The sequence below is a fragment of the Nocardia sp. No.11 genome (assembly GCF_038752175.1).
GTDB classification, from domain to species: Bacteria; Actinomycetota; Actinomycetes; order Mycobacteriales; family Mycobacteriaceae; genus Nocardia; species Nocardia canadensis.
In genome coordinates, this window is sequence record NZ_JBCGFB010000069.1 from 1 (window position 1) to 21370 (window position 21370).

A 21370-nucleotide genomic window follows, 5' to 3' on the forward strand; every position below is an offset into this window, starting at 1 on the left:
GTTACGCGTCCACTGTGCGGTATCTGAAACAACAGACACTGCAGCTGACAGGAGGAGACTTTTCGGAGTCTTTGATTGTCGCGCTGTCTAGTTTCATAGAGTTACGGCGGTTATAGCGGTGGGGAAACGCCCGGTCCCAGTCGGAACCCGTATTCTAAGGCCACCTGCGCCGATGGTACTGCACTCGCCAGGGTGTGGGAGAGTAGGACACCGCCGGAACATCATTGCGAAAGGCCCTCCAGCATTGCTGGAGGGCCTTTTTGCGTTCCCGGACAAGACCTCTCGGTAGCAGGCCGGCCCGGAGCGTGCCCCCGGAATCGGGGGATTGCATTCCGAGGCAACGATGTTTCACAAAACGGTCCCGTAGCGGGCCCCGGTCAGCCACCATGGTGCGACGTTGCTTCGGGAGGTCACCATGGATTGGTTGTTCACTCACAAGTCTCTGCGACGCGGCGCGGCCGCCCTCGTGTTGCCCGCCGCCCTGATCGGCGCGATAGCCACCGCCGCACCCGCGATCGCCGCACCCGCCCCCGACCCGCTCGCCGGCGTCGCCGACGGCATCGCGGGCGCGGCGAATTCGATTGCGGGCGTTGCCGGTATCGACTTGCCCGACACTTACGGCCCGGAGACCGCGATCGTGGTGCTCGGCTACGGTCTGCAGCCGGACGGCACCATGCGCGCCGAACTGGGCAACCGGCTGCACGCCGCCCTGGTCCAGGCGTTCATGTCGCCCTCCTCCCCGGTGATCGTCACCGGCGGCAACCCGCGCAACGGGGTCACCGAGGCGCAGGTGATGGCGGACTGGCTCAATATCCGCGGGGTCGCCCGGCACCGGATCTACACCGAGACCCAGGCGGGGTCGACGGTGCAGAACGCGGAGTTCTCCGCGAAGTTGATGGAAGCGCTCGGCGTGCACAAGGCCGTGCTTATCACCTCCGCCGACCATATGCGCCGCGCGCTGGACAACTTCATGGCGGCGGGCATTCCGGTGGTCGCGACGATGACACCGGAGGTCGCGCCGCTGTGGGCGCAGCCGTTCGGTGCCGGGGGTGAGCGATAGGCGCGCCGAAGTCGGTGGCGCGCACTACGATGCGTCTGGCGCTGTCGCGGGGTGTGATGACGCCTCGAGCGGACAGGGGTATGTGATGGACAGGCCTGCGTGGGCACCGGACGGCGTCGATATGCAGCAGCCGAGCCCGGCTCGGATGTATGACGCGCTGCTCGGCGGCTCGCACAACTTCGCCGTCGACCGGATGGCGGCGGAAATGGCGATCGAGCTGGTGCCCGATCTGCCCCGCCTCGCGCTGAGCAATCGGGCCTTCCTGCGCCGGGCGGTGCGGTTCATGCTCGACGCCGGGATTCGGCAGTTCCTCGACATCGGTTCGGGCATCCCCACCGCGGGCAATGTCCACGAGATCGTGCACGACATCGCTCCCGAGGCGCGGGTGCTCTATGTCGATATCGATCCGGTCGCCGTCGTCCACTCGCGGACGATTCTGGCGGGCCGGGAGCGGGCCGACGCGATCGAGGCCGATCTGCGCAAGTCCGACGATCTGATCGCCGAGGTGCGGGAGACCGGACTGATCGACTTCGATGAGCCCGTCGGGCTGCTGCTGATCGCGGTGCTGCATCTGGTGCAGGACGCCGACGATCCGGTCGGCAAGGTCGCCGCGCTGCGGGAGGCGGTCGCGCCCGGCAGTTTCATAGCCATTTCACATCTCACCTCGGAGATGCGGCCGGAGGATGCCGGTAAGCTGGGAGCGCACTCGGCGAACGAGACCAGGGTCGGGATCCAGTTCCGGTCCAGGGACGCGATCGTGGAGATGTTCGAGGGTTGGGGCATGGTTTCCCCCGGGGTTGTCGAGCTGCCGTCGTGGCGGCCGGAGTCCGAGCGGGATCAGCACGAGAAGCCTGGGCGTTCGCTCGGGTTGGCCGGAGTCGCGCGGAAGGAATGAGCCGTCGATCCGGCGGTGCTGCGAGATGACAGGGTGGACGCGTAGTGGGGTCGTGGGAGCTGGCGCAACGGTGGGCCGATGCCCTCGACGGCGTTGTCGCTCCCACACTCAACCGCTCCCAGATCGAGGAGATGCTGGCGGCGCTGTGCATCGGCCTGATCGAGGCGGCGCGCGGTGGCGAGGATCCCGATGTGGCCCGCCGTACGGCGCGGATGCTGGTCGCCGCCAACTACCGTGATCCGGCGGCGGTGAGCCGTTCGGTCCGGGTGATCTGTGTGGACCTGGTCGAGATCGCGGCCGACGGGCCGGACGATCCGCTGCTGCCGGAGATCAGGGAACGCGCGATCGGCCTCGCCGCCGATTTCGCGGCGGGCTTCACCGCGGCCTTGCGCGCCGCGGCCCTGGCCGAGCAGGAGGCGACGCTGGCCGCCGTGCTCGCGGCGGCCAGCGAGGCCGAGAGCCGTCGCGCGCTGTCGGAGGCACGCTTCGAGGCCGTGTTCGACGGCGCCCTGGTCGGTATCGGCACCGTCGACATGACCGGGCGGGTGGTGAACTGCAACGCCACCATGGCCGAGATGCTCGGCCACACCCCGGAGACGATGCCGGGCCGGACGGTCGCCGATATCCTCGGCCCGCAGAATCTCAACGAGGCCTTCGTCGAGCTGCAGCGGATGGTCAGCGGTGAATCCGAGAGCTTCCGCACCGAGACCGAGCATCTGCACGACGACGGCGAGATCACCGTCATCGATCTGTCGATGTCGGCGGTGCGCGACGCCGACCGCAATATCCAGTTCCTGATCGGGGTCGCCGTCGACGTCACCGAGCGCAAACAGCTCGCCGACCGGCTGTGGCACGACGCCAATCACGACGCGCTGACCGGCCTGCCCAACCGGCCACACCTGTTCAACCGGCTCGCCGACGCTGAACCGCCGATCGGGGTCTGCTATCTGGACCTGGACGGCTTCAAGGAGATCAACGATCTGTGGGGGCACACAGTCGGGGACCGGGTGCTGCGGGTGGTCGCCGACCGGATGCGCGACACCGTCCGTCCGCTGGAGGCGATGGCCGCCCGGATCGGCGGTGACGAGTTCCTGGTGCTGGTGGAGCAGTGCTCGGGCTCCGAGCAATTGTCGGTGCTGGCCGACGATCTGATGTCAGTGCTGACCGCGCCGCTCGAGGTGGACGGGCACATGCTCGCGGTGGGCGTGAGCGTCGGCGCGGCCTACTTCGACGAACTCCCCGGCGCGGTCGACGAATTGGTGCACGCGGCCGACGCCGCGATGTACCGGCACAAGCACGACACCCGCCGCTATCCGGCCCGGTAGCGGCCGGGCCGGACAGCCGGGCCCCGCTCAGGTGAGCTGGCGTTCCCGGTTCGCCGCGCGGGCCAGTGAGCGGTCGCGCTGTTCCTCGAAGCGCACGACGTCCTCGCGCAGCCGGTCCAGGAAGGCCGCGAGGTCCTCGCGGGCCCGCTCGCCGCGCGCGCCGAAATCGGTGCGTTCGAAGATGTTCCACTTGCGCAGCACCGGAAGCAGGACCTCCTCGAGGTGCTGGCGCAGATCGTAGATGCCGTGCTTGGCCATCAGGACGCCGTTGCGGCGCCAGCCCGGCATGCCCGCGCCGGGCATCTGGAAGCCCTGCACGATGGTGTTGATCGCCTCGATGGCCTGATCGGGTGCCAGGTCGAGCGCGGCCTCGCAGAGGTTGCGATAGAAGATCATGTGCAGGTTCTCGTCGGTCGCGATGCGGGCGAGCATGCGGTCGGCGATCGGGTCGTCGCAGACGCGACCGGTGTTGCGGTGGCTGACCCGGGTGGCCAGTTCCTGGAAGGTCACGTAGGCGACCGAGTACAGCAGGCCCGCCACGGACGCGGAGCGCAGATCGACATCGCCCGCCTTGGCCTCGACGACGGCCATCGCCGAGTATCCGTTGGTCATATGGATCATCCTGGCCTGCTCCAGAGCGACCGGGTCGACGCCACGGGTGACGACCAGATAGTCGCGGAGCACGATGCCGTGCCGGTTCTCCTCGGCGGTCCACCGGCCCACCCAGGTGCCCCAGGCGCCGTCCTTGGAGAAGTTCTCGGCGATCTCCCGGTGGTAGGACGGGAGATTGTCCTCGGTGAGCAGATTGGTGATCATCGCCGCCTTGGCGAGTTCACTGAGCTGGGATTGTTCGGGGTCCCAATCGATTCCGCCCATCGCGGCGAAGTTGCGGCCCTGCTCCCACGGGACATAGTCGTGGGGATGCCAGTCCTTCGCCATCGACAGGTGGCGGTCGACGTTGCTCGCGGCGACCGGTTCGAGTTCGATGAGCAGTTCCAGTTGGGTGAGGTTCCTGGCCACGCTCGTGCCCTTTCCATGAAGTGAAAAGCAAGAGTTGCGCTGGTCCGGTAGTGTTGCCCGTCGTCGCCGGGTGCTCTGGGTCGAATGCGACCCACCGACAATAGACCCGGCGCATCGCGCCTCCGAACGACACGGTGCGGCAGCGCCTGTTTCTGAATTTGGGCGCGTCGCGGCGCCTGCATATACGCTCCACCAGTTCAGCTCCATCAGCGGTTCCCGATCAGTCGTGGCATAGCTAGAGAGAGTGAGCGAAAAATATGACGGACATCGTGGTCACGAGCCTGGCGGCGACCACGTCGATCGCGGGCGACGTCGACTCGACCTGGAAGGGTCTGCTCAACGGCGAAAGCGGTATCGACGTCCTGGAGGACTCCTTCATCGACGATTTCGAGTTGCCGGTGCGGATCGGTGGCCACCTGAAGGTCTCCCCGGCTGCCTCGCTCACCCGCGAGGAGGCGCGCAGGCTGTCCTATGTCGAGCAGATGGCCGTGGTCCTCGGTCGCGAGGTGTGGCGCAACGCGGGCAGCCCCGAAGTGGACCGCGACCGGCTCGGTGTCTCGGTCGGCACCGGGCTCGGCGGCGCGGAATCCCTGATCTACGCCCGCGACAAGCTCGGCAACGGCGGCTACCGCAAGGTCTCGCCGCTGACCGTGCAGGCCATCATGCCCAACGGTCCCGCGGCCTGCGTCGGCATCGAATTGGGCGCGCGCGCCGGTGTTTCCACGCCGGTGTCGGCCTGTTCGTCGGGCTCGGAGGCGATCGCCAACGCGTGGCGGATGATCGTGATGGGCGATGCCGACATGGTGGTGACCGGCGGGGTCGAGGGCTCGATCCAGGCGGTGCCGATCGCGGCCTTCACCCAGATGCGCGCGATGAGCACGCGCAACAGCGATCCCAAGGCGGCCTCGCGGCCGTTCGACAAGGACCGCGACGGGTTCGTCTTCGGCGAGGCCGGCGCGATGATGGTGATCGAGACCGAGGAGCACGCCAAGGCGCGCGGCGCGACCATCCACGCGCGGCTGCTCGGTGCCGGGGTCACCTCCGACGGATTCCACCTCGTCGCACCGGATCCCGAGGGCACCGGGGCGGCGCGCGCGATGACGCGGGCCATGCAGACCGGCGGGATCAGCCGCACCGACGTCACCCACATCAACGCGCACGCGACCGCGACGCCCATCGGCGACACCGCCGAGGCCAACGCGATCGGCAAGGCGATCGGCTCGCACGCGTCGGTGTACGCGCCCAAGTCGGCGCTCGGGCACTCGATCGGCGCGGTCGGCGCGCTCGAGGCGGTGCTGACCGTGCTCAGCGTGCGCGACGGCATCGTGCCGCCCACCCTGAACCTGGACAACCAGGACCCCGAGATCGATCTGGACGTGGTCTCCGGCGAGGCCAGGCGTGGCCGGATCGACTACGCGGTGAACAACTCCTTCGGATTCGGCGGGCACAACGTCGCCGTCGCCTTCGGGCGGTATTGACGATTGCCACGCGCGCGCCCGGTACTGTGCCGGGCGCTTGCGAGTTCTTCTTTGTTCGGCGTCATTGCACGAGTGCAGCCTCTCGGCGAGGCATTGTGCGTTGAAAAGGATAGGGAATGATCGGCGAGACTTTCGACGACTATGTGGACGAACTGGGCAATATCCGGATTCCCGGTGACCAGACCCTGATCGACTTCGTCGACAAACACAGCGAGGCCAACGGCGACGATCTGGCCTACCGCTTCATCGACTATTCGCGGGAGCGGGAGGGCGAATACCAGGAGCTGACCTGGCGGGAATTCGGCGTCCGGCTGCGGGCGGTGGCCGCGCGGTTGCAGCAGGTGACCGAGCCCGGTGACCGGGTCGCGGTGCTGGCGCCACAGGGCCTGGACTACGTCGTCGCGCTGTTCGCGGCGGTGTACGCGGGGAATGTGGCTGTGCCGCTGTTCGATCCGGAGGAGCAGGGGCACAGCGACCGGCTGCACGCGGTGCTCGGCGACTGCGAGCCGGCGGCGGTACTCACCGTCGGCAGCGCGGCCGCCGGGGTCCGCAACTTCTTCCGCGAGCAGCCTGCCGCGCAACGGCCCAGGATCATCGCGGTCGAGGCGATCCCGGACACGGTCGGCACGCGGTGGCGCAGGCCCGACATCAATATCGACAGCGTCGCCTATCTGCAGTACACCTCGGGTTCGACCCGGGTGCCCGCCGGCGTGGAGATCACCCACCGCGCCGTCGGCACCAATCTGCTGCAGATGATCGACGCCATCGGCATCACCGAGAACGCGCGCGGGGTCACCTGGCTGCCGCTGTTCCACGACATGGGGCTGCTGACGGTGATCCTGCCGACGATCGGCGGCAAGTTCATCACCATCATGTCGCCGAGCGCGTTCGTGCGCAGGCCGTCGCGCTGGATCAAGGAGCTGGCCGCCCAGGCCGATGGCGCCGAGATCTACTCGGCGGCACCGAACTTCGCGTTCGAGCACGCGGCGGTGCGCGGGCTGCCCAAGGGCGACGAGTCGCTGGACCTGTCGAACGTGATCGGTCTGATCAACGGCAGCGAGCCGGTGTCGGTGGCCTCGATGCGCAAGTTCAACGAGGCGTTCGCGCCGTACGGGCTGTCCAAGACCGCGATCAAGCCGTGCTACGGCATGGCCGAGGCGACGCTGTTCGTCTCGGCGACCCGGCGCGACGACGAGGCGCGGGTGGTCTACGTCGATCGCGGACAGCTCAACGCGGGCCGGATGGTGGAGGTCGACGAGCACGCCGCCGACGCGGTCGCGCAGGTGTCGTGCGGGTATGTCGCGCGGTCGCAGTGGGCGGTGATCGTCGACCCGGAGACCGGCATCGAACGCCGCGAGGGCGAGGTCGGTGAGATCTGGCTGCACGGCGACAACATGGGCATCGGGTACTGGGGCAGGCCGGGGGAGACCGCCGAGACCTTCCACAACCGGGTGATCGCCCGTACGCCCGTCGGCAGCCGGGCCGAGGGCGCGCCCGACGACGCGCGGTGGATGCGCACCGGCGACTTCGGCGCTTACCACGACGGCGAGCTGTTCATCACCGGCCGGGTCAAGGACCTGGTGATCGTCGACGGCCGCAATCACTATCCGCAGGATCTCGAGTACTCGGCCCAGGAGGCGAGCACCGCGCTGCGGCCCGGGTTCATCGCGGCGTTCTCGGTGCAGGCGGGGCAGTTGCCCGCGGCCGTGCTCGCGGCGGGCGGGATCACCGACGAGATGGCCGAGGCGCTGGTCGTCGTCGCCGAACGTGGCACGGGCGCGGCCAAACTCGACCCGGGGCCGATCGTGGACACGGTGCGGGCGGCGATCGCGCGCAGGCACGGTGTGACGGTGCGCGACCTGCTGCTGGTGCCCGCGGGCTCGATCCCGCGCACATCGAGCGGCAAGATCGCCCGGCGGGCCTGCAAGGCGGCCTATCTGGACGGCACGCTGCGCGGTGGGCACCGGCAGGACGCCTACCCGGACGCGCCGGAGGAGTGAGCCGGGTGGGCCACCGGGGTGCCGGTGGCCGAACCGCGGTGCCACCGTGGTCAGTTGACGCAGGGGATGGTGCTGCCGATGGTGGTGGTGACCGGCTTTCCCGCGTCGGGCAGCGGTGTGGTCGAGCCGCCGGGAACGGTGGTCGTCGGGGTCGCGGACGTTGTCGTGGTGGTCGGTGTCAGTTCGGTGGGCAGGGTGAAGTCGGCGCCGACGACCACGCGGACGTGGCCGGCCGCGAGCGTGGTGGACGCGGAAACCGGTAGCCCGCCCAGGGTTTCGGCGAGCGTTTCGGCATCGGCGGCCGCACCGGGGCCATAGGTGACAGACGAGGTGGGGCTGTCGTCGGCGGTCCCGTTGCCGATCTCGCCGGCCCGGTAGCCGCGGGCGGTCAGTGCGGCCGACAGGGTCGCGGCTTGGCCAGCGACGCCACCGACATTGTGCACATCGACGACGCTGGCCGGGATCGGCGCCGTGGTGGTGGTTTTCGGTGCTTCCTGCCCGAACGCGGCCTGGACCTCCCGTTTGATCGCGGCCGGGTCGACGATATTGACATCCTGGCCGTCGATCACGTCGTAGCGCACCACCGGCAGAGTGCGGAACTCCACCGGCAGCGACTCCGCGGCGCCCAGCTCACGGGCGAAGTCGAACAGATTCCAGCCGTCGGAGAGCACCACGTCCTTGTGCGCGACATCCATCAGCGCCGAGAGCCTGCTCAGATTGCCGAGCGTGCCGGAGTCCTTGAGCGACTTGGCCACCGAGGTCAGGAAGGCCTGCTGGCGGTGCGTGCGATCGAGGTCGCCGTTGCGCAGCCCGTGGCGCTGCCGGACGAACGCGAGCGCGTCGGAGCCGTCCAGATGCTGACGGCCCGCCGGGAACACCGCGCCGGAGAACGCACTGTCGTCGACCGCGTTGTTCAGACACACGTCCACGCCGCCGACCGCGGTCGCCAGGTCGTAGAACCCGGCCAGCGAGATCTCGGCGAACCGATCGATCGGCACGCCGACCAGATTGCGCACGGTCGACACGATCGAGGCGCGGCCCGCCTCCCGGCCGCGCCGCTCCAGCACCACCGGGTCCTTCTCGCCCTGTTCGATCAACTTCGCCTGGACCGCGGCCTTCTTCAGGCCGTAGGCCTCCTTGATCTTGACCTGTGAATAGCCCGGGATGCCCGAGACCGGGACGTAGTCGTCGCGCGGGATGGAGAACGCGACGATCTTGCGCAGATCGGCCGGGATGTGCAGCAGGATCAGCGAGTTCGCGTTGTAGCCGCCGTCGGTGCCGTCGCCGGCGTGCAGCTGGTCGAGGATCTCCTTGGGCAGGTCGTTGCCGTCGAGGTCCTTGCGGGTGTCCAGGCCGATCAGCAGGATGTTGACGTCACCACCGCGCGAGCGCGGCGCGTCCTCGCCGAGAGCGGTGGAATGGGTGAAGCCGGAGTCGAAGTCCTGCTTGGCCGACCAGGCCAGGCCGGTGCCGGTGAGCACGGCCAGCGCGGTCGTCGCCCCGAGCATCCTGGCCATGATCAGCGCGGCGCGACGGAAGCCGCCGCGACGGGCGCTGGGGTCGGCGTGGCGGGTCTGCCTGCCGATTCGCTGTGGTCCATATCCGGGGGTGTCCCGGCGCGGTGGACGTGCCGGGGTGTCGTGTCTTCGGTTCACCGCAGTGCGCTACCTGCCTGCCACTGTTCCCACGGAACGCTCCAGTCGCCGTTCTGCCACACCTCGAGCGGGGCGCCGCCGGTGTTGCGGATCTCCACCACGTCGCCGGGCTGGGCGAAGTCGTAGAACCATTTCGCGTTCTCGCCGCTGAGGTTGAGGCAGCCGTGCGAGACGTTGGTGTTGCCCTGCGCCCAGACGGTGTCGTCGAGTTGATGCAGGTAGATGCCGTCGGTGCTGATCCTGGTCGCCCAGCCGATGCTCTCCTTGTAGCCCAGCCGGGAGTTGACCGGAAGGCCGTAGGTGGAGGAATCCATGATCACCGGATTGGCCTTGTCCATCACGGTGTAGGTGCCCGGCTGGGTCCAGAAGGTGATGGTCTTGCCCGCGACCACCTCACTGCCGCCCATTCCCATCGAGGTGGGCATGGTGCGGATCAGCGTGCCGTTCTCGTAGACCCGCACCTGCTTGTCGTTGTCGTCGACGATCGAGACGTGCGAGGGGCCGATGGTGAAGCTGGTCTCGGTGTCCTCCTGGCCGTACAAGCCGCCGCCGAGGTCCTTGCCGTAGATGTCGGCGGCGAGGGTGACCTTGGTGCCGGGGGCGTAGTAGTTCTGTGGCCGCCAGTGCGCGTTGCGGTCGTCGAGCCAGTACCAGGAGCCGGTGACCTGCGGGTCGGTGGTGACGCTGAGATGCTGCTGCGCGGTGGCCCGGTCGGGGACGTCCTCGTCGAAGTGCGCGACGACGACGGTGCCGACGCCGTAGCTGCCCGAGGGGGCGAGCGCGGCGCCGCCGGTGGTCCGGAAATACACCTTCGTCTGGTTGTTGGGCGCGAGGGTCGAGAACGACGAGGTGATCGGTCCCACCGTGCCCGTGACGGTGAGCGCTTCGGCGCCGACGGTATAGGTGTGGCCGTAGCCGAGTGGCTCGGCGGGCTTCCACGCGGTCTGATCGGGGGTGAAGATGCCCTCGACGGCGCGGCCCTGCTCGTTGGTCATGGTGACCGAGGTCAGCTTGCCGTCGCTGGTGCTGACCCGCACCGGCGCGAGCGGGTCGACCTCGGTCGCGCCCGCCGCTGGGGCGACGGTGATGACCGGGTCGGGCGGGGCGGTGGACTCGGTTCCCGAGTCGGTGGCCGTGCCGCTACACGCCGCGACGAGCAGCGCGAGCCCGGCAGCGAGCCCGGCCCGGAAACGACGTCCTGACATTCGCCCTCCCTGTGCCCGGTGCCCGATCAGCCCTGCAAGCCGACCTCGACGTCGAGTGAGATCGTGATCTTGTCGCCGATCACGGCGCCGCCGTTGGCCATCGGCATCTCGGTGGTGATGCCGAAGTCGCGGCGGTTGATGGTGGTGGTCGCGGTGAAGCCGGCGACCGGAGCCTCGGTCATGCCGGGGCCGGCGCCGAGGAACTCCACGGACAGGGTGACCGGGCGGGTGGTGCCGCGGATGGTGAAGTCGCCGGTGACGTCGAATTCGGTGCCGCTGGGCCGGAAGCCGGTGGCCTTGAAGGTGGCGAGCGGGTAGTGCGCTACGTCGAAGAAGTCGGCGGTGGCCAAGTGGGCGTCACGCTGCGGGTTGTCGGTGGTGACCGAGTCGACCTGGATCTCGACGTCGGCGTCGGCGGCACCGTCGGGGTGGATGACGAGCGTGCCGGCGAAGATCGTGAATCGGCCGCGCACCTTGCTCACCATCAGATGCCGTACGGAGAATTCCAGGGCTGAGTGGCTGGGGTCGATGACCCAGGTCCCCGCGGACAGTCCCTTGGTAGGTGCCGACATGATCTCTCCTCACTGAGCGGACCGGCCCGACGGCCGACGTGACGTGAAGCGATGACGGCACCCAGCCTAACCCCGCGTCAGTCCTCGCTGCTGGTGCGATCGCCGAGGAACCGCAGCAGCGCCGGGTCGGTGGAGGTGAATCGGTCGACTTCCTGACCGCCCGTGCACTCGTACAGGCCGATGGTCACCGAGTCGGCGCGACGGGCCAGCACCCGCCAGATCGCGCCGGAATCCGTCCAGCGCCGCAGAGTCTCGATCGGGTTCACGCCCGTGGCTCGCGGTAGTTCGCGGCGACCAGCGCCAGGCAGGCCGCGGCGATCAGCGCGACCACCAGATACATGGCCGGATAGCCGAAGCCGAAGCCGCCGTGCAGGGCCGACAGGACGGCGGGCACGCCGAAGCCGAGATAGCTCACCGAGTAGAACACCGCGTTCAGACCGGCCAGGTCGCCGGGGCCCGCGATCCGCTCGATCTGCTGGAGCCCGGCGACCAGGCCGATGCCGTAGCCGCTGCCGAGCACGACGGCGGTCAGCAGCGTCACCGGGATGCTCAGGGTGGCCGCGGTCCACGACGCCAGCACCATGCCCGCGGTGAGCAGCACCAGGGCGACGACCGCGGCCCGCGCGGTGCCCGGCCGGTCGATCCGGCGTGCGACCGACTGGATGGTGAAACCGCAGCCCAGCGTCACCATGGTGACCAGCGCGGAGAAGGCGATCGGGGCGTCCTGCACGCGGGGCAGCATGAGCGTCGGCAGCACGGCGTAGGCGGTCGCGTTGGCGGTGAACAGCCACAGCGCGATCGGCACCGCGACCCGCAGGAACCGGCGATGGCCCGCGGCGGGAATCCTCAGATCGTCGCGCAGCCTGCCCGGATTCGGCTGTCGGGTGACCGTTTCCGGTGACCTGGCCAGCCAGAGCGAGGTCGCGACGCACAGCACCGCGTTGACGAGATAGGCGGTGGAATCGGGCAGCGGGCCCCACTGCGCCAGCACCCCGGCCACGCCGGCCCCGAGCGCGAAACCCGCGGTCAGGCTCATCGCCGAGCGGCGCGCGCCGACGCCGGCGGCGGCCGCGGCGTAGGGCGGCTGGGACAGTTCCTTGAGCCAGCTGCCGCCGACCGCCATGGCCAGGCCGAGCGCGACGCCGCACAGCATCCGGCCCGCCGCCAGCATCGGAACCGAGGCGGCGCCCGCCGCGAGCAGCAGCGATCCGGCGGCCGCGATCAGCGGGGCGGGCAGCATCAGCGGGCGACGGCCGAACCGGTCCGAGAGCGGGCCGCCGATGAGCAGCGCGGGCACGATGCCGAGGACGTAGTAGAACAGCAGCAGATCGACCGCCGTCAGCGGCAGGCCGTGGTTCTTGTACATCACCAACAGCGGCGTGAACTCGTTGCCGCCCCATGCGATCGCGACCATCGCCGCGGAAACGCCGAGCCAGGCGCGCGTGCGCGTGCCGGTGACAGCACCGGGCCGTTCGCTGGTGAGAATCGCCATCACAGGCCCTTTCCGTCGTGCGCGCACCGGGGCACGCTCACGGGGCGAATGGTGGCAACCGGTCTCATTTTAGGCGGGGCCGATCGCTGTACTACGGTCGGCCTGTGCGGGAGCTGCGGGTCGGGTGTGCGATGTGGCAGCACCCACAGTGGCAGCAGCGCCAGGTAGCGCCGGGGGAGCGGCTGCGGACCTACGCGGGGTACTGCGGCGCCGTCGAGGGCAACACCACCTTCTACGCGACTCCGTCGGCCGCGACGGTCGAGTCCTGGGTTCGCCAGACCGCGCCGGACTTCCGGTTCGTGCTCAAGCCAACGCGCGCCGTTACCCACGAGCGCAGACTCGTCGACGCGCGGGGCGAGCTGTGGGCCTTCCTCGACGTGATGGCGCCGCTGGCGTCGCGGGTGCACGCGCTGTGGATCCAGTTGCCCGCGTCGTTCGGGCCCACCGATCTGGGCGCGCTGGCGCGGTTCCAGCGGGAGCTGCCCGACGGGCTGCGCTGCGCGGTGGAGGTGCGGCATCCAGCGTTCTTCACCGACGAGCGGGCGGCGGTGCAGCTGGAACGGGTGCTGGGCCGGATCGGCGCGGAGTGGGTGCCCTTCGACACCACCGTGCTGTTCGACGGACCGGCGGGCGACCCGTCGGAGTACGAGGCGCGCGCCAAGAAGCCGCGGGTGCCGCGGCGGATGCGGGCGCTGACGGAGTATCCGATCGTGCGCTATCACGGCCGCGCCGACGAAGCGCGCACCGTCGCGGGCTGGCGGCCGTGGGTCGAGACCGCGGCGCAGTGGCTGCGGGAGGGTCGCTCGCCGACGGTCTTCGTGCACACCCCCGACAACGCCGCCGCCCGCGCGCTGGCCCGGCGCTTCCACGACGCGGTCGCCGCAGTGGTGCCCGGCCTGCCGCCGCAGCCGACGCCCGCGCCCGACGGGCCGATGACCCTGTTCTGAATTCCGCGCACACCTGTCGGACCCTCGTGGCATGCTGTGCGCCAGCACTGGGGAGTGGGTGGGCGGACTCGAAGGGGACGAGTGATGTCTACGGATCGACTGTCGTTGTCGCGGGCGCCGCACTGCGAGCCGGGTCTCGCCGATCAGCGGGCGGACGCTGGTGGGCCGCATCGGGTTTCCGTTCCGCGCCGCCGCGATGCCGGTGGCGCGCCGTACGGGGTGCGCCGGGCGGTGCGCGCGTCCTGTGTGCAGGGCGCCCGGAGCCGCGCGGAATCCGACACCGGGGCAGCGCGTTTCGCCGAGCAGGTGGTGCGACTGGTGCTCGAGGTCGTCGACCGGCGCAGGCCGGTCGACCACATGCGCACCATGACCGACCCGCTGGTGCTGTCCGCGGTGCGCACGATGCTCACCCAGAACCTCGCGCCCGGCCGCGCGCTCGGTGCCGCCTCCCTGACGCGCGTGCGCGTGACCGCCACCGATCCCGGTGGCGCCGAGATCTTCGCCTCCTACCAGCGCGGCGACCGCACCTTCGCCGTCGCGGGCCGCATCGAATCGACCAGGGACCGTTGGCGATTGGTGGCCCTGCGATTGTTCTGAGTTCCCGGCGCGGGGGGGGGGGNCTTCGCCTCCTACCAGCGCGGCGACCGCACCTTCGCCGTCGCGGGCCGCATCGAATCGACCAGGGACCGTTGGCGATTGGTGGCCCTGCGATTGTTCTGAGTTCCCGGCGCGCGCTGGGCTCCGGGGCCACCCGGATTGCCCAGCGCGCGCCGGCTGCTCGGGCGCGGCGGCCGAGAACCTTGCGTGTGTGTCAGCTGCGAGTGGCTGGATCTTGGAGTGCGTCATCGCCTGGCGGCTGGGACTCGCACCGTTGCGTCAACGGGCGGGTGCTCCAGCTGCGCGGTGGCTGGGGCTCGTGCGGGCACGTCAACGCGCGGGTGCGTCAGCTGTGCGGTGGCGATCCGCTCGCCTGCCTGCGGTGGCGTGGCGTTGCGGCCCTCGCGAGGGCGGGTCGTCGGCTGGCGCGATGGTTCGCAGCGGACCGGGGGCCGCGGTGCGCCCGATGCCGGTGGGCGCTCGGAGAGGACGGAAGCTGCGTTGACGAGCGGTGCGGTTGGCAGACGGGTATCTCGGGCCGAGCTCCGTTCGCCGCCTGCCGAGACGGTTCGGGTGTCGGCTGGGCGAAGGTGGATGGGGGGTGTGGCCGACGTGGTCGTGGCGATATCGGCGTAGTGAACGGGCCCCGCCGCCCGAAGAACGGGGTCCGCCTGCCGCGCCGGACCTGGGGGAGGGTGGGTGTGAACCCGGGCGCGGCCGTGGAGCGGTGGTGCGCCGGTTCCGTGGCCGGTTCGGGCAGCGCACCGACTGTTATTCGGTGCGCGGGCGGTTCCGGCTTGGTTGCGCGCCACCGCTTTCCGGGCTGTCGCCTTCGGGGCCGTCGGGCAGTCGGCGCGCGCCGTTGGCCACCTCGACGATGAGATCGTCGTAGCCGCAAGCCAGTTCGTGCAGGCGCAGCTGGGCCGCGCGCAGTTCGGATTCGGCGCCGCAGGCCAGCGCGCGATAGGTGAGCGCGGCGAAGTGGGCCATTCGATCGACGACGGCGCCGATGCTCTCGGTGTGCATCGGCGCCGTCGTCGCGGGCCGGGGGGAGCGGATGACCACCCACCGGTCGATCTCGCAGACCAGACGTGCCCGCTCCCAGTCGATCTCGCTGGTATCGCCCGGTACGAGCTGTTCGCGGCGTTCGTGCAGACCGGCCAGTTCGTGCGCGGCGCGCAGGACGGGATCACCGTCGCCGGCGAACCCGCAGACCGCCTGCATCATGTGTTCACGGTCCGGCAGTACCGGTTCCTGTCCGGGTGCACCCGATGAACCGCCGTCCGTGTCCACTGTTGCCGCACCGTCCTCGTCGCCCGCGTTTGCACCGCTTCCGAAGGACATTCGTCTCCACCGCAGGTCCGGATAGGTCACGAAATGGCAGCTCAACCACGAAAACCGGCCGCGAGCAGCAGCGTCGCTGCGGCTCGCGGCCGGTCGAGACCCCCTGTGCGCAGGAGTGTTACAGGCTCCTGGCGATGATCTCCTTCATGATCTCGTTGGTGCCCGCGTAGATCAGCTGGACGCGGTTGTCGACCCACATCCGTGCGATCGGGTACTCGTTCATGTAGCCGTAGCCGCCGAACAGCTGCAGGCAGGTGTCGGCCACCTGCATGGCGCGGTCGGTGGTCCACCACTTCGCCATGGCGACGGTGGGGATGTCGAGCTCGCCACGGATGTGCTTCTCGACGCAGTCGTCGATGAACACGCGCGCGATGCGGGCCTCGGTGGCGACCTCGGCCAGCTTGAACTTGGTGTTCTGGAATCCGAAGACCGGGCGGCCGAACGCCTCGCGCTCCTTGGTGTAGCGCAGGGTGTGCTCGAGGGCGATCTCCATGCCCGCGACCGCGCCCATGGCCACGATCAGGCGCTCCTGCGGCAGCTGCTGCATCAGCTGGATGAAGCCCTGGCCCTCCTGGGTGCCGAGCAGGTTGGTCACCGGGACGCGCACGTCCTCGAAGAACAGCTCGGAGGTGTCCTGGCCCTTCTGGCCGATCTTGTCGAGCACGCGGCCGCGGCGGAAGCCGGGGCGGTCGGCCTCGACCAGCACCAGCGACACGCCCGAGGCGCCCTGGGTGGGGTCGGTCTTGGCGACCAGGATGATCAGGTCGGCCTGCGCGCCGTTGGTGATGAAGGTCTTCGACCCGTTGATGACGTACTCGTCGCCGTCGCGGATGGCCTTGGCCTTGACGCTCTGCAGGTCGGAGCCGGTGCCGGGCTCGGTCATGGCGATCGCGCCGACGACCTCACCGCTGGCCATCTTCGGCAGCCACTGCTTCTTCTGCTCCTCGGTGCCGTAGGCGAGCAGGTAGTGGGCGACGATGCCGTTGTGCAGGCTGACGCCCCACGAGGTGTCGACGGCGCGGGCCTGCTCCTCCATGAGGACGGCCTCGTGCGCGAAGGTGCCGCCACCGCCGCCGTACTCCTCCGGGATCGACAGACACAGCAGACCCACTTCACCCGCTTTGTTCCACAGGTCGCGGTCCACGTGGTGCTGCTCGCGGTACTTGTCGATATTGGGGACGAGTTCCTTGGCCATGAAGGCACGGGCGAGGTCGCGCAGGGCGTCCAGGTCCTCGTTCATCCAGCTGGACCGGTTCACGGCCATCGAGTCTCCTTACGGCTCGGCACAGCACTGGTCCAGGGGTGACCAGTGGTTACAGATACAGTGTGGACCACTATTGGCGAAGTGGCAATAATGAATTCTCGCCGGCGTGGGCCGGTGTGCGGACGCTACCTTGACGGCGTAAAACGCGTGCCCGATTCGCGTTGTCCGCGAACATTGTTCGACAACGGATCCGCACCGAAGGTGCGAAAACAGTGGTCCGCGCGGAGGTCGGCGATTATCTTTCGGGGTCGCGCTACCGACCGGTATCGCCTGCGCGTGTCGCTCGCGGCGCGCCGAGAATGGGCAGCGGTGTCGGAGCATCGGTTTCGCACCGGAGGGTGTATGGACTATTAATGGCGTGTGCCGTTCACACGTGTGGTCACCCGTCTGCCTTCGCGATGCCGGGGCGGTGGTCAGGCATGACCATCGAGTCTCCCGTCGAGGACGATGTCAGCCAGCTCGCCCAGCGCGTCGAACGGGCGCGTGGGCGCCTCGCCTATCAATTCGATCCCGCGCTGACCGACGCGCTGTCCGAGGACGAGCTGCGCGCGGAGCGGGAACTCGCCGAACGCATCCGTGAACAGGATCGCGAACAGCGCTGGAAGCACACCCAAGCGATGGCGCAGGCCTCCGACCGGGCCAGGAGCACCACCGAAGCGATCGAGAAGGCCGACATGCGAGATCTGCTGCTCGCCAGGAAGGCGATGGCCGCCCAGCGGCGCGAATCGAGCCCGCACGCGAAGCTGGCTTCGCTGTACCGGCATCGGTCGTGGTCGCTCAAGGCGCTGGCGGGCGTCGTCGGCGCCGGCATGTTGTGGTCGGCCGTGAACGTGCAGCACAACATCGCTCCCGGCGGCCCGAGCGATCCGCTGTACTGGTTCAGCTACCTGCTCGAGGCGATGATCAGCGTCTGTTTGATCATCATCATGGTCGGCACGAACAAAGTCGCCGAGTGGGGCGTCATCGACAACCGGCGCCAGGTCGCCATGGCCGAGATCGCGCTGCTCGGCCTCACCGTCACCCTCAACACCTACCCGTATGTGCGCGATGGCCGGTGGTACGACGCCGCGGTGCACGCCGTCGCGCCGGTGATGATCGGTGTCGCGCTGCTCATCCACGACGCCGCCAGCGCGAGGTACGGCCTGGCCATCACCCGGGCGACCAGCCAGGTCAGGGACATGCCCGACCCGGCCGAGAGCATGCTCAACCGGCACGCCACCGAGGGTGTGCGCCTCACCTACACGCCGCCGATGACCGGTCAGGCCCGTGCCGAGGCGTTCGCCGCCGACCAGGCCGCCGCCACCGCGCCGATCAGCCGTGAACCCGCCTGGGCGCCCACCGAGCCGATCGCCACCGGCAACGGTAAGCCCGCCGAGAAGCGCAAGCGGTTCGGCATCGGCAAGCCGGGGTCGGACAAGACCGCGGCCAAGAAGACCGTCGCGCCGCCGTCGGTCGCGCCCGAGCCCGCCGAAGCGGCCAAGCCCGCCGAGACCGTGAAGTCCACCGACTCGGTCCCCGCGGCCCGCAAGAGCACCATCTCCGACATCGAGGCGCGCGTCGAAAAGGCCTTCGCCGAAGCCAACTTCGGCTATGAGGCGATCGAGCCGGTCAACGTCTACGACACCGGCCAATTCCGCATCGCCGAGAGCCTGGAGCAGGAACTCAACGCGATGCGGGAGGCCCGCCGTCAGGCCCGCAAGGAGCGCGCGGGCTCCTGATCACCGCTTGACCGCGCCGCTGATTCGTGCTCGCTGAGCACGGTCGGCGGCTATCGTGCTGCGAATGAACGGGCGTGCGTTCGTCATCGGGGCGGTCGGTCTGCTGTGTGGCTACCTCAGCGGGTACGTCATCGGCCACACGCGAACCAACTTCGCCGTCGTCGCGCGCGACGGGCGGGCGAGCTGGTTCGGGTCGGGGCCGGGGTCGGCCGCGGTGATCGCGGCCGTCGTCGCGGTGGCCGTGGTCGTGCTGCTCGGTCGGTTCCGGGCGCGATATCTGGTCGCGGTGGCGGCGGGGATGGCCGGGCTGGCGATGGTGGTCGCGATCGCGGCGTTGCAGTCCGCCGGGACCTGGTCCGAGCAATGGGTTCTCGGCAGTATCGGTGCCGGGCTGCTGATCGCGGCCGCGGTGCTGCGGCCCGGCGGACAGACCTGGTTCGTCGTCGGATCGATGATCGCGGTGCTGTACGGCGCGCGCATCGACGACAGTGTCGAACTGTCACGGCGTTACGCCGACTACCTGACCACGCGCACCGTGCCCGACCTGCCCGACAGCTGGCCGTTGCTCGTCGCCGCCGTGATCGCGTTGCTGGCGGCGGGTTTCGTGGTCGGGCGGGAGCGGATCGCGCCGGTGTCGTCAGGGCGCGCGGTGGCCGTCGGTGCCGGGGTTCCGCTGGCAGCCGGTGCGCTGATCTGGGCGCTGGGCGTGCTGCCGGGCAATCCGTCGGTGACGGTCGCGGTGGTGGCGGTCGCCGGTGTGGTCGCGGTGAGCCTGTGGTTGCCGCCCGTCGAGGCCGTCTATGTGCTGACCATCCTGGCGATCTCGGCCGCGATCGCGGTCGATCCGGTGGTCGGCGTCGGGCCGGACCGGATCGGCCTGTCGATCCAGATCGGCGCGCTGGCGCTGGGCGCGCTGGTCGGCACGGTGTGGTGGCGGGTTCCGGTGGCCGGGATCGGGCTGTGCGCGCTGGTGACGCTGAGCGGCCTGGTGTCGGTGCTGAGCGGCGGCGCGGTGATCGCCGAACTGGCCTTTCGATTCGTCCTGCCCGCCGCCATCGGCCTGGCGGTCGGCGCCTGCCTGCCGGTCTCGCCGATGACGGTGATCGGCGTGTCGGTGCTGCCCGTGCTGGCCCGGCTGTTCGAGAACAGCCGGGCCGGCCGGGGGTCCGAGCTCGAGCTGGGCTGGACCGTGTACACGCCCGACACCTATACGGTCGCCACGCGCACCGCGCTACCGCTGGCGGTGGCCACCGTGGTGATCCTGGGCTGCGCGGGACTGGTGCGGTGGCGGCAGCGTGACGGCGCCGACCAGGGACAGCCCGTGATCTAGCCGAAGATGCCGCCGGAATGACCCGCCTGCTGGCCGCCGCCGGTGCCGCCGATGAAGCCGCCGGGCGGCATCTCCGAGGGCTGCACGATGACGAAGCCGCGCCCGGTGAACGACAGCGTGCTCGCCTCACCGGTGCTGCGGCCCATCAGCCTGCCCAGGCCGAACGAGTCGTTGCGCTTGATCCCGGTCTGCAGGCTCGACGACCACGCGACAGCGGCGTTGGGGTCGGCGAAGGTGGGCTGGTCGACGGTGAGGACCACCGGGGTGCCGTGGGTGGTGATGGCGATGCGGCCGCGACCGGTGAACACACAGTTGAACAGGCCCGCGTTGGAGGCGTAGCCCGCGGCGCCCTGGACCCGGCCGATGTCGTAGCGCAGGGTCGAGTCGAAGGCCAGCACGTTGGCGCCGTTGATGGTGAGGCCGTCGGTCCCGTCGAGGTCGATGATGTGCACGTCGGCGGCACTGTTGGCGACGAACAGGTCGCCGCGGCCGGTCACCTTCATCAGCGGCACGCCCTCCCCGGTCAGGTGCTGCCGGATGGCGCGGCCGATGCCGCCGGAGCCGAGCGCCTGGAACTGGAGGTCGCCCTGGTAGGCCACCATCGAACCGGCCCTGGCCATCACCTCGCCGTTGAGGCCGACCTTGATCATCTTGCCGCCCTGCTTCTGGATCCCGAGGCCGTTGACCTCGGCGTGCGAGGGGTCGAACAGGTCGCTGTGCACGGGCTGGGCTCCTTGCTGGGAAGGGAACGGAGACTGCGGGGCGGGAGCTCCCGGATACGGCGGAGGTGGGACGGGCGCGGCCTGGCCGGGCGGGAAGGCCACGGTCGGCGCGCTCGGTGGGTAGGCGGGGGGCGGGCCCGGTGGAGTGGCGGGCGGGGTGCTCGGCGGGTAAGCGGGCGGCGGGGTGGGCGCGGGCGGTTCCGGCTCGTCGTCGAGGTTCACGCCGAACGCCGAGGCGATCCCGGCCAGGCCGTCGTCGTAGCCCTGCCCGATCGCCCTGACCTTCCACGCGTCACCACGCCGGTAGATCTCGACACACACGACACCGCTCTCGGTGGTGAGCCGGGGGATCGGGAAAGTCAGTGTCCCCGAGGTCGATCCGATGGTGGTGGTCAGCTCGCCGACGGCGGCGAAGGTGGTGGGACCGCGTCCGTCCAGGCTCGCGGTCACCACCACCTTGTCCACGTCGGCGGGCAGCGCGGAGGTCCGCACCTGCACCACGTCCGGTCCGCCGTTGCCGTGCCGGTAGACGACGCCGGGCCCGGTCGGCTGATTGAAGAAGACGAAGTCGGCGTCGGAACGCACGACTCCGGCTGTGTTCAGCAACAGGGCCGAGACGTCGACCGAGGCCGAACTCGCCACGGTGACGGTCAGCTCGTCACCGGGGGCGGGGCGGTTCTCGCCGGGAGCCAGCGCGGTCACGACACCACGTCCCATGACTGGGTGGTTTGTCCGATTCGAAATCG

The 21370-nt window shown here is 69.7% G+C and carries 18 protein-coding genes and 1 rRNA gene; 10 read left to right on the forward strand and 9 right to left on the reverse strand.

Annotated features, from left to right (window positions below):
- The first annotated feature begins 102 nt into the window (after positions 1-102).
- From rrf to V8688_RS20140, 4 genes are all read left to right on the forward strand, one after another.
- Positions 103-219: ribosomal RNA gene (gene rrf / locus V8688_RS20125) — 5S ribosomal RNA — on the forward strand.
- A 205-nt stretch (positions 220-424) separates the two neighbouring features.
- The gene (locus V8688_RS20130; protein ID WP_342801454.1) at positions 425-1060 is read left to right on the forward strand and encodes a YdcF family protein; all 636 of its coding nucleotides are present in this window, start codon (positions 425-427) and stop codon (positions 1058-1060) included.
- An 85-nt stretch (positions 1061-1145) separates the two neighbouring features.
- Entirely contained in the window at positions 1146-1955 is an 810-nt protein-coding gene (locus V8688_RS20135) for an SAM-dependent methyltransferase (RefSeq protein ID WP_218716584.1), read from the forward strand.
- A gap of 44 nt (positions 1956-1999) precedes the next feature.
- Entirely contained in the window at positions 2000-3280 is a 1281-nt protein-coding gene (locus V8688_RS20140) for a sensor domain-containing diguanylate cyclase (RefSeq protein ID WP_316573753.1), read from the forward strand.
- A 27-nt stretch (positions 3281-3307) separates the two neighbouring features.
- On the opposite strand, the gene V8688_RS20145 is transcribed toward V8688_RS20140, so the two are convergent.
- The gene (locus V8688_RS20145) at positions 3308-4300 is read right to left on the reverse strand and encodes an acyl-ACP desaturase (RefSeq protein WP_316573754.1); all 993 of its coding nucleotides are present in this window, start codon (positions 4298-4300) and stop codon (positions 3308-3310) included.
- A 257-nt stretch (positions 4301-4557) separates the two neighbouring features.
- Here V8688_RS20145 and V8688_RS20150 point away from each other — a divergent pair, with 257 nt between their 5' ends.
- Together V8688_RS20150 and fadD32 are read left to right on the forward strand one after the other, a co-directional pair.
- Positions 4558-5778: a KasA/KasB family beta-ketoacyl-ACP synthase gene (locus V8688_RS20150; RefSeq protein ID WP_218716581.1), complete on the forward strand. Its 1221-nt coding sequence runs from the start codon at positions 4558-4560 to the stop codon at positions 5776-5778.
- Between the two features lie 119 nt (positions 5779-5897).
- Positions 5898-7778, forward strand: a complete 1881-nt coding sequence (gene fadD32, locus V8688_RS20155) for a long-chain-fatty-acid--AMP ligase FadD32 (RefSeq protein WP_342801463.1) — start codon at positions 5898-5900, stop codon at positions 7776-7778.
- A 50-nt stretch (positions 7779-7828) separates the two neighbouring features.
- Here the strand turns inward: fadD32 and V8688_RS20160 are convergent, their stop codons facing one another.
- The 5 genes from V8688_RS20160 to V8688_RS20180 all read right to left on the reverse strand — a co-directional run bounded on the left by V8688_RS20160 (position 7829) and on the right by V8688_RS20180 (position 12702).
- Complete coding sequence (locus tag V8688_RS20160; protein ID WP_218716579.1) at positions 7829-9433, reverse strand: LCP family protein; 1605 nt, start codon at positions 9431-9433, stop codon at positions 7829-7831.
- Positions 9430-10638: an Ig-like domain-containing protein gene (locus tag V8688_RS20165; protein WP_342801455.1), complete on the reverse strand. Its 1209-nt coding sequence runs from the start codon at positions 10636-10638 to the stop codon at positions 9430-9432. The genes V8688_RS20160 and V8688_RS20165 overlap by 4 nt, the downstream gene beginning before the upstream one ends.
- A gap of 26 nt (positions 10639-10664) precedes the next feature.
- Positions 10665-11210, reverse strand: coding sequence for a YceI family protein (locus V8688_RS20170; protein WP_316573756.1), 546 nt, complete (start codon positions 11208-11210; stop codon positions 10665-10667).
- A 77-nt stretch (positions 11211-11287) separates the two neighbouring features.
- Entirely contained in the window at positions 11288-11476 is a 189-nt protein-coding gene (locus V8688_RS20175) for a hypothetical protein (RefSeq protein ID WP_342801456.1), read from the reverse strand.
- Entirely contained in the window at positions 11473-12702 is a 1230-nt protein-coding gene (locus V8688_RS20180; RefSeq protein ID WP_218716575.1) for an MFS transporter, read from the reverse strand. Before V8688_RS20180 ends, V8688_RS20175 begins: the two co-directional genes overlap by 4 nt.
- A 131-nt stretch (positions 12703-12833) precedes the next feature.
- On the opposite strand from V8688_RS20180, the gene V8688_RS20185 reads away from it, so the two are divergent.
- Together V8688_RS20185 and V8688_RS20190 are read left to right on the forward strand one after the other, a co-directional pair.
- On the forward strand, positions 12834-13649 hold the full coding sequence (locus V8688_RS20185) for a DUF72 domain-containing protein (protein WP_342801457.1): 816 nt from the start codon (positions 12834-12836) through the stop codon (positions 13647-13649).
- An 84-nt stretch (positions 13650-13733) separates the two neighbouring features.
- Positions 13734-14246, forward strand: coding sequence for an Rv3235 family protein (locus tag V8688_RS20190; protein ID WP_342801458.1), 513 nt, complete (start codon positions 13734-13736; stop codon positions 14244-14246).
- 771 nt (positions 14247-15017) lie between these two features.
- On the opposite strand, the gene V8688_RS20195 is transcribed toward V8688_RS20190, so the two are convergent.
- Positions 15018-15473 carry a DUF4254 domain-containing protein gene (locus tag V8688_RS20195; RefSeq protein ID WP_218716572.1) on the reverse strand — a complete coding sequence of 152 codons (456 nt, stop codon included), beginning with the start codon at positions 15471-15473 and terminating at the stop codon, positions 15018-15020.
- A gap of 235 nt (positions 15474-15708) precedes the next feature.
- The gene (locus tag V8688_RS20200) at positions 15709-16854 is read right to left on the reverse strand and encodes an acyl-CoA dehydrogenase family protein (RefSeq protein WP_218716571.1); all 1146 of its coding nucleotides are present in this window, start codon (positions 16852-16854) and stop codon (positions 15709-15711) included.
- A gap of 419 nt (positions 16855-17273) precedes the next feature.
- Here V8688_RS20200 and V8688_RS20205 point away from each other — a divergent pair, with 419 nt between their 5' ends.
- Both V8688_RS20205 and V8688_RS20210 read left to right on the forward strand, forming a co-directional pair.
- Positions 17274-18572, forward strand: coding sequence for a hypothetical protein (locus V8688_RS20205; protein ID WP_218716570.1), 1299 nt, complete (start codon positions 17274-17276; stop codon positions 18570-18572).
- Between the two features lie 64 nt (positions 18573-18636).
- Positions 18637-19902 carry a hypothetical protein gene (locus V8688_RS20210; RefSeq protein ID WP_342801459.1) on the forward strand — a complete coding sequence of 422 codons (1266 nt, stop codon included), beginning with the start codon at positions 18637-18639 and terminating at the stop codon, positions 19900-19902.
- Here V8688_RS20210 and V8688_RS20215 read toward each other — a convergent pair.
- A complete protein-coding gene (locus V8688_RS20215; RefSeq protein ID WP_218716568.1) occupies positions 19899-21341 on the reverse strand; it encodes an AIM24 family protein in 1443 nt (480 codons plus the stop codon). The two genes, V8688_RS20210 and V8688_RS20215, sit on opposite strands and share 4 nt — an antisense overlap.
- Positions 21342-21370 lie beyond the last annotated feature (29 nt).

Bases quoted from the DNA above. Each gene is read 5' to 3' on its own strand.
- V8688_RS20135 (WP_218716584.1), top strand. From the start codon at position 1,146: ATGGACAGGCCTGCGTGGGCACCGGACGGCGTCGATATGCAGCAGCCG.
- V8688_RS20150 (WP_218716581.1), top strand. From the start codon at position 4,558: ATGACGGACATCGTGGTCACGAGCCTGGCGGCGACCACGTCGATCGCG.
- V8688_RS20165 (WP_342801455.1), bottom strand. From the start codon at position 10,638: ATGTCAGGACGTCGTTTCCGGGCCGGGCTCGCTGCCGGGCTCGCGCTG.
- V8688_RS20170 (WP_316573756.1), bottom strand. From the start codon at position 11,210: ATGTCGGCACCTACCAAGGGACTGTCCGCGGGGACCTGGGTCATCGAC.
- V8688_RS20180 (WP_218716575.1), bottom strand. From the start codon at position 12,702: ATGGCGATTCTCACCAGCGAACGGCCCGGTGCTGTCACCGGCACGCGC.
- V8688_RS20185 (WP_342801457.1), top strand. From the start codon at position 12,834: ATGTGGCAGCACCCACAGTGGCAGCAGCGCCAGGTAGCGCCGGGGGAG.
- V8688_RS20190 (WP_342801458.1), top strand. From the start codon at position 13,734: ATGTCTACGGATCGACTGTCGTTGTCGCGGGCGCCGCACTGCGAGCCG.
- V8688_RS20195 (WP_218716572.1), bottom strand. From the start codon at position 15,473: ATGATGCAGGCGGTCTGCGGGTTCGCCGGCGACGGTGATCCCGTCCTG.
- V8688_RS20200 (WP_218716571.1), bottom strand. From the start codon at position 16,854: ATGGCCGTGAACCGGTCCAGCTGGATGAACGAGGACCTGGACGCCCTG.
- V8688_RS20205 (WP_218716570.1), top strand. From the start codon at position 17,274: ATGACCATCGAGTCTCCCGTCGAGGACGATGTCAGCCAGCTCGCCCAG.
- V8688_RS20210 (WP_342801459.1), top strand. From the start codon at position 18,637: ATGAACGGGCGTGCGTTCGTCATCGGGGCGGTCGGTCTGCTGTGTGGC.
- V8688_RS20215 (WP_218716568.1), bottom strand. From the start codon at position 21,341: ATGGGACGTGGTGTCGTGACCGCGCTGGCTCCCGGCGAGAACCGCCCC.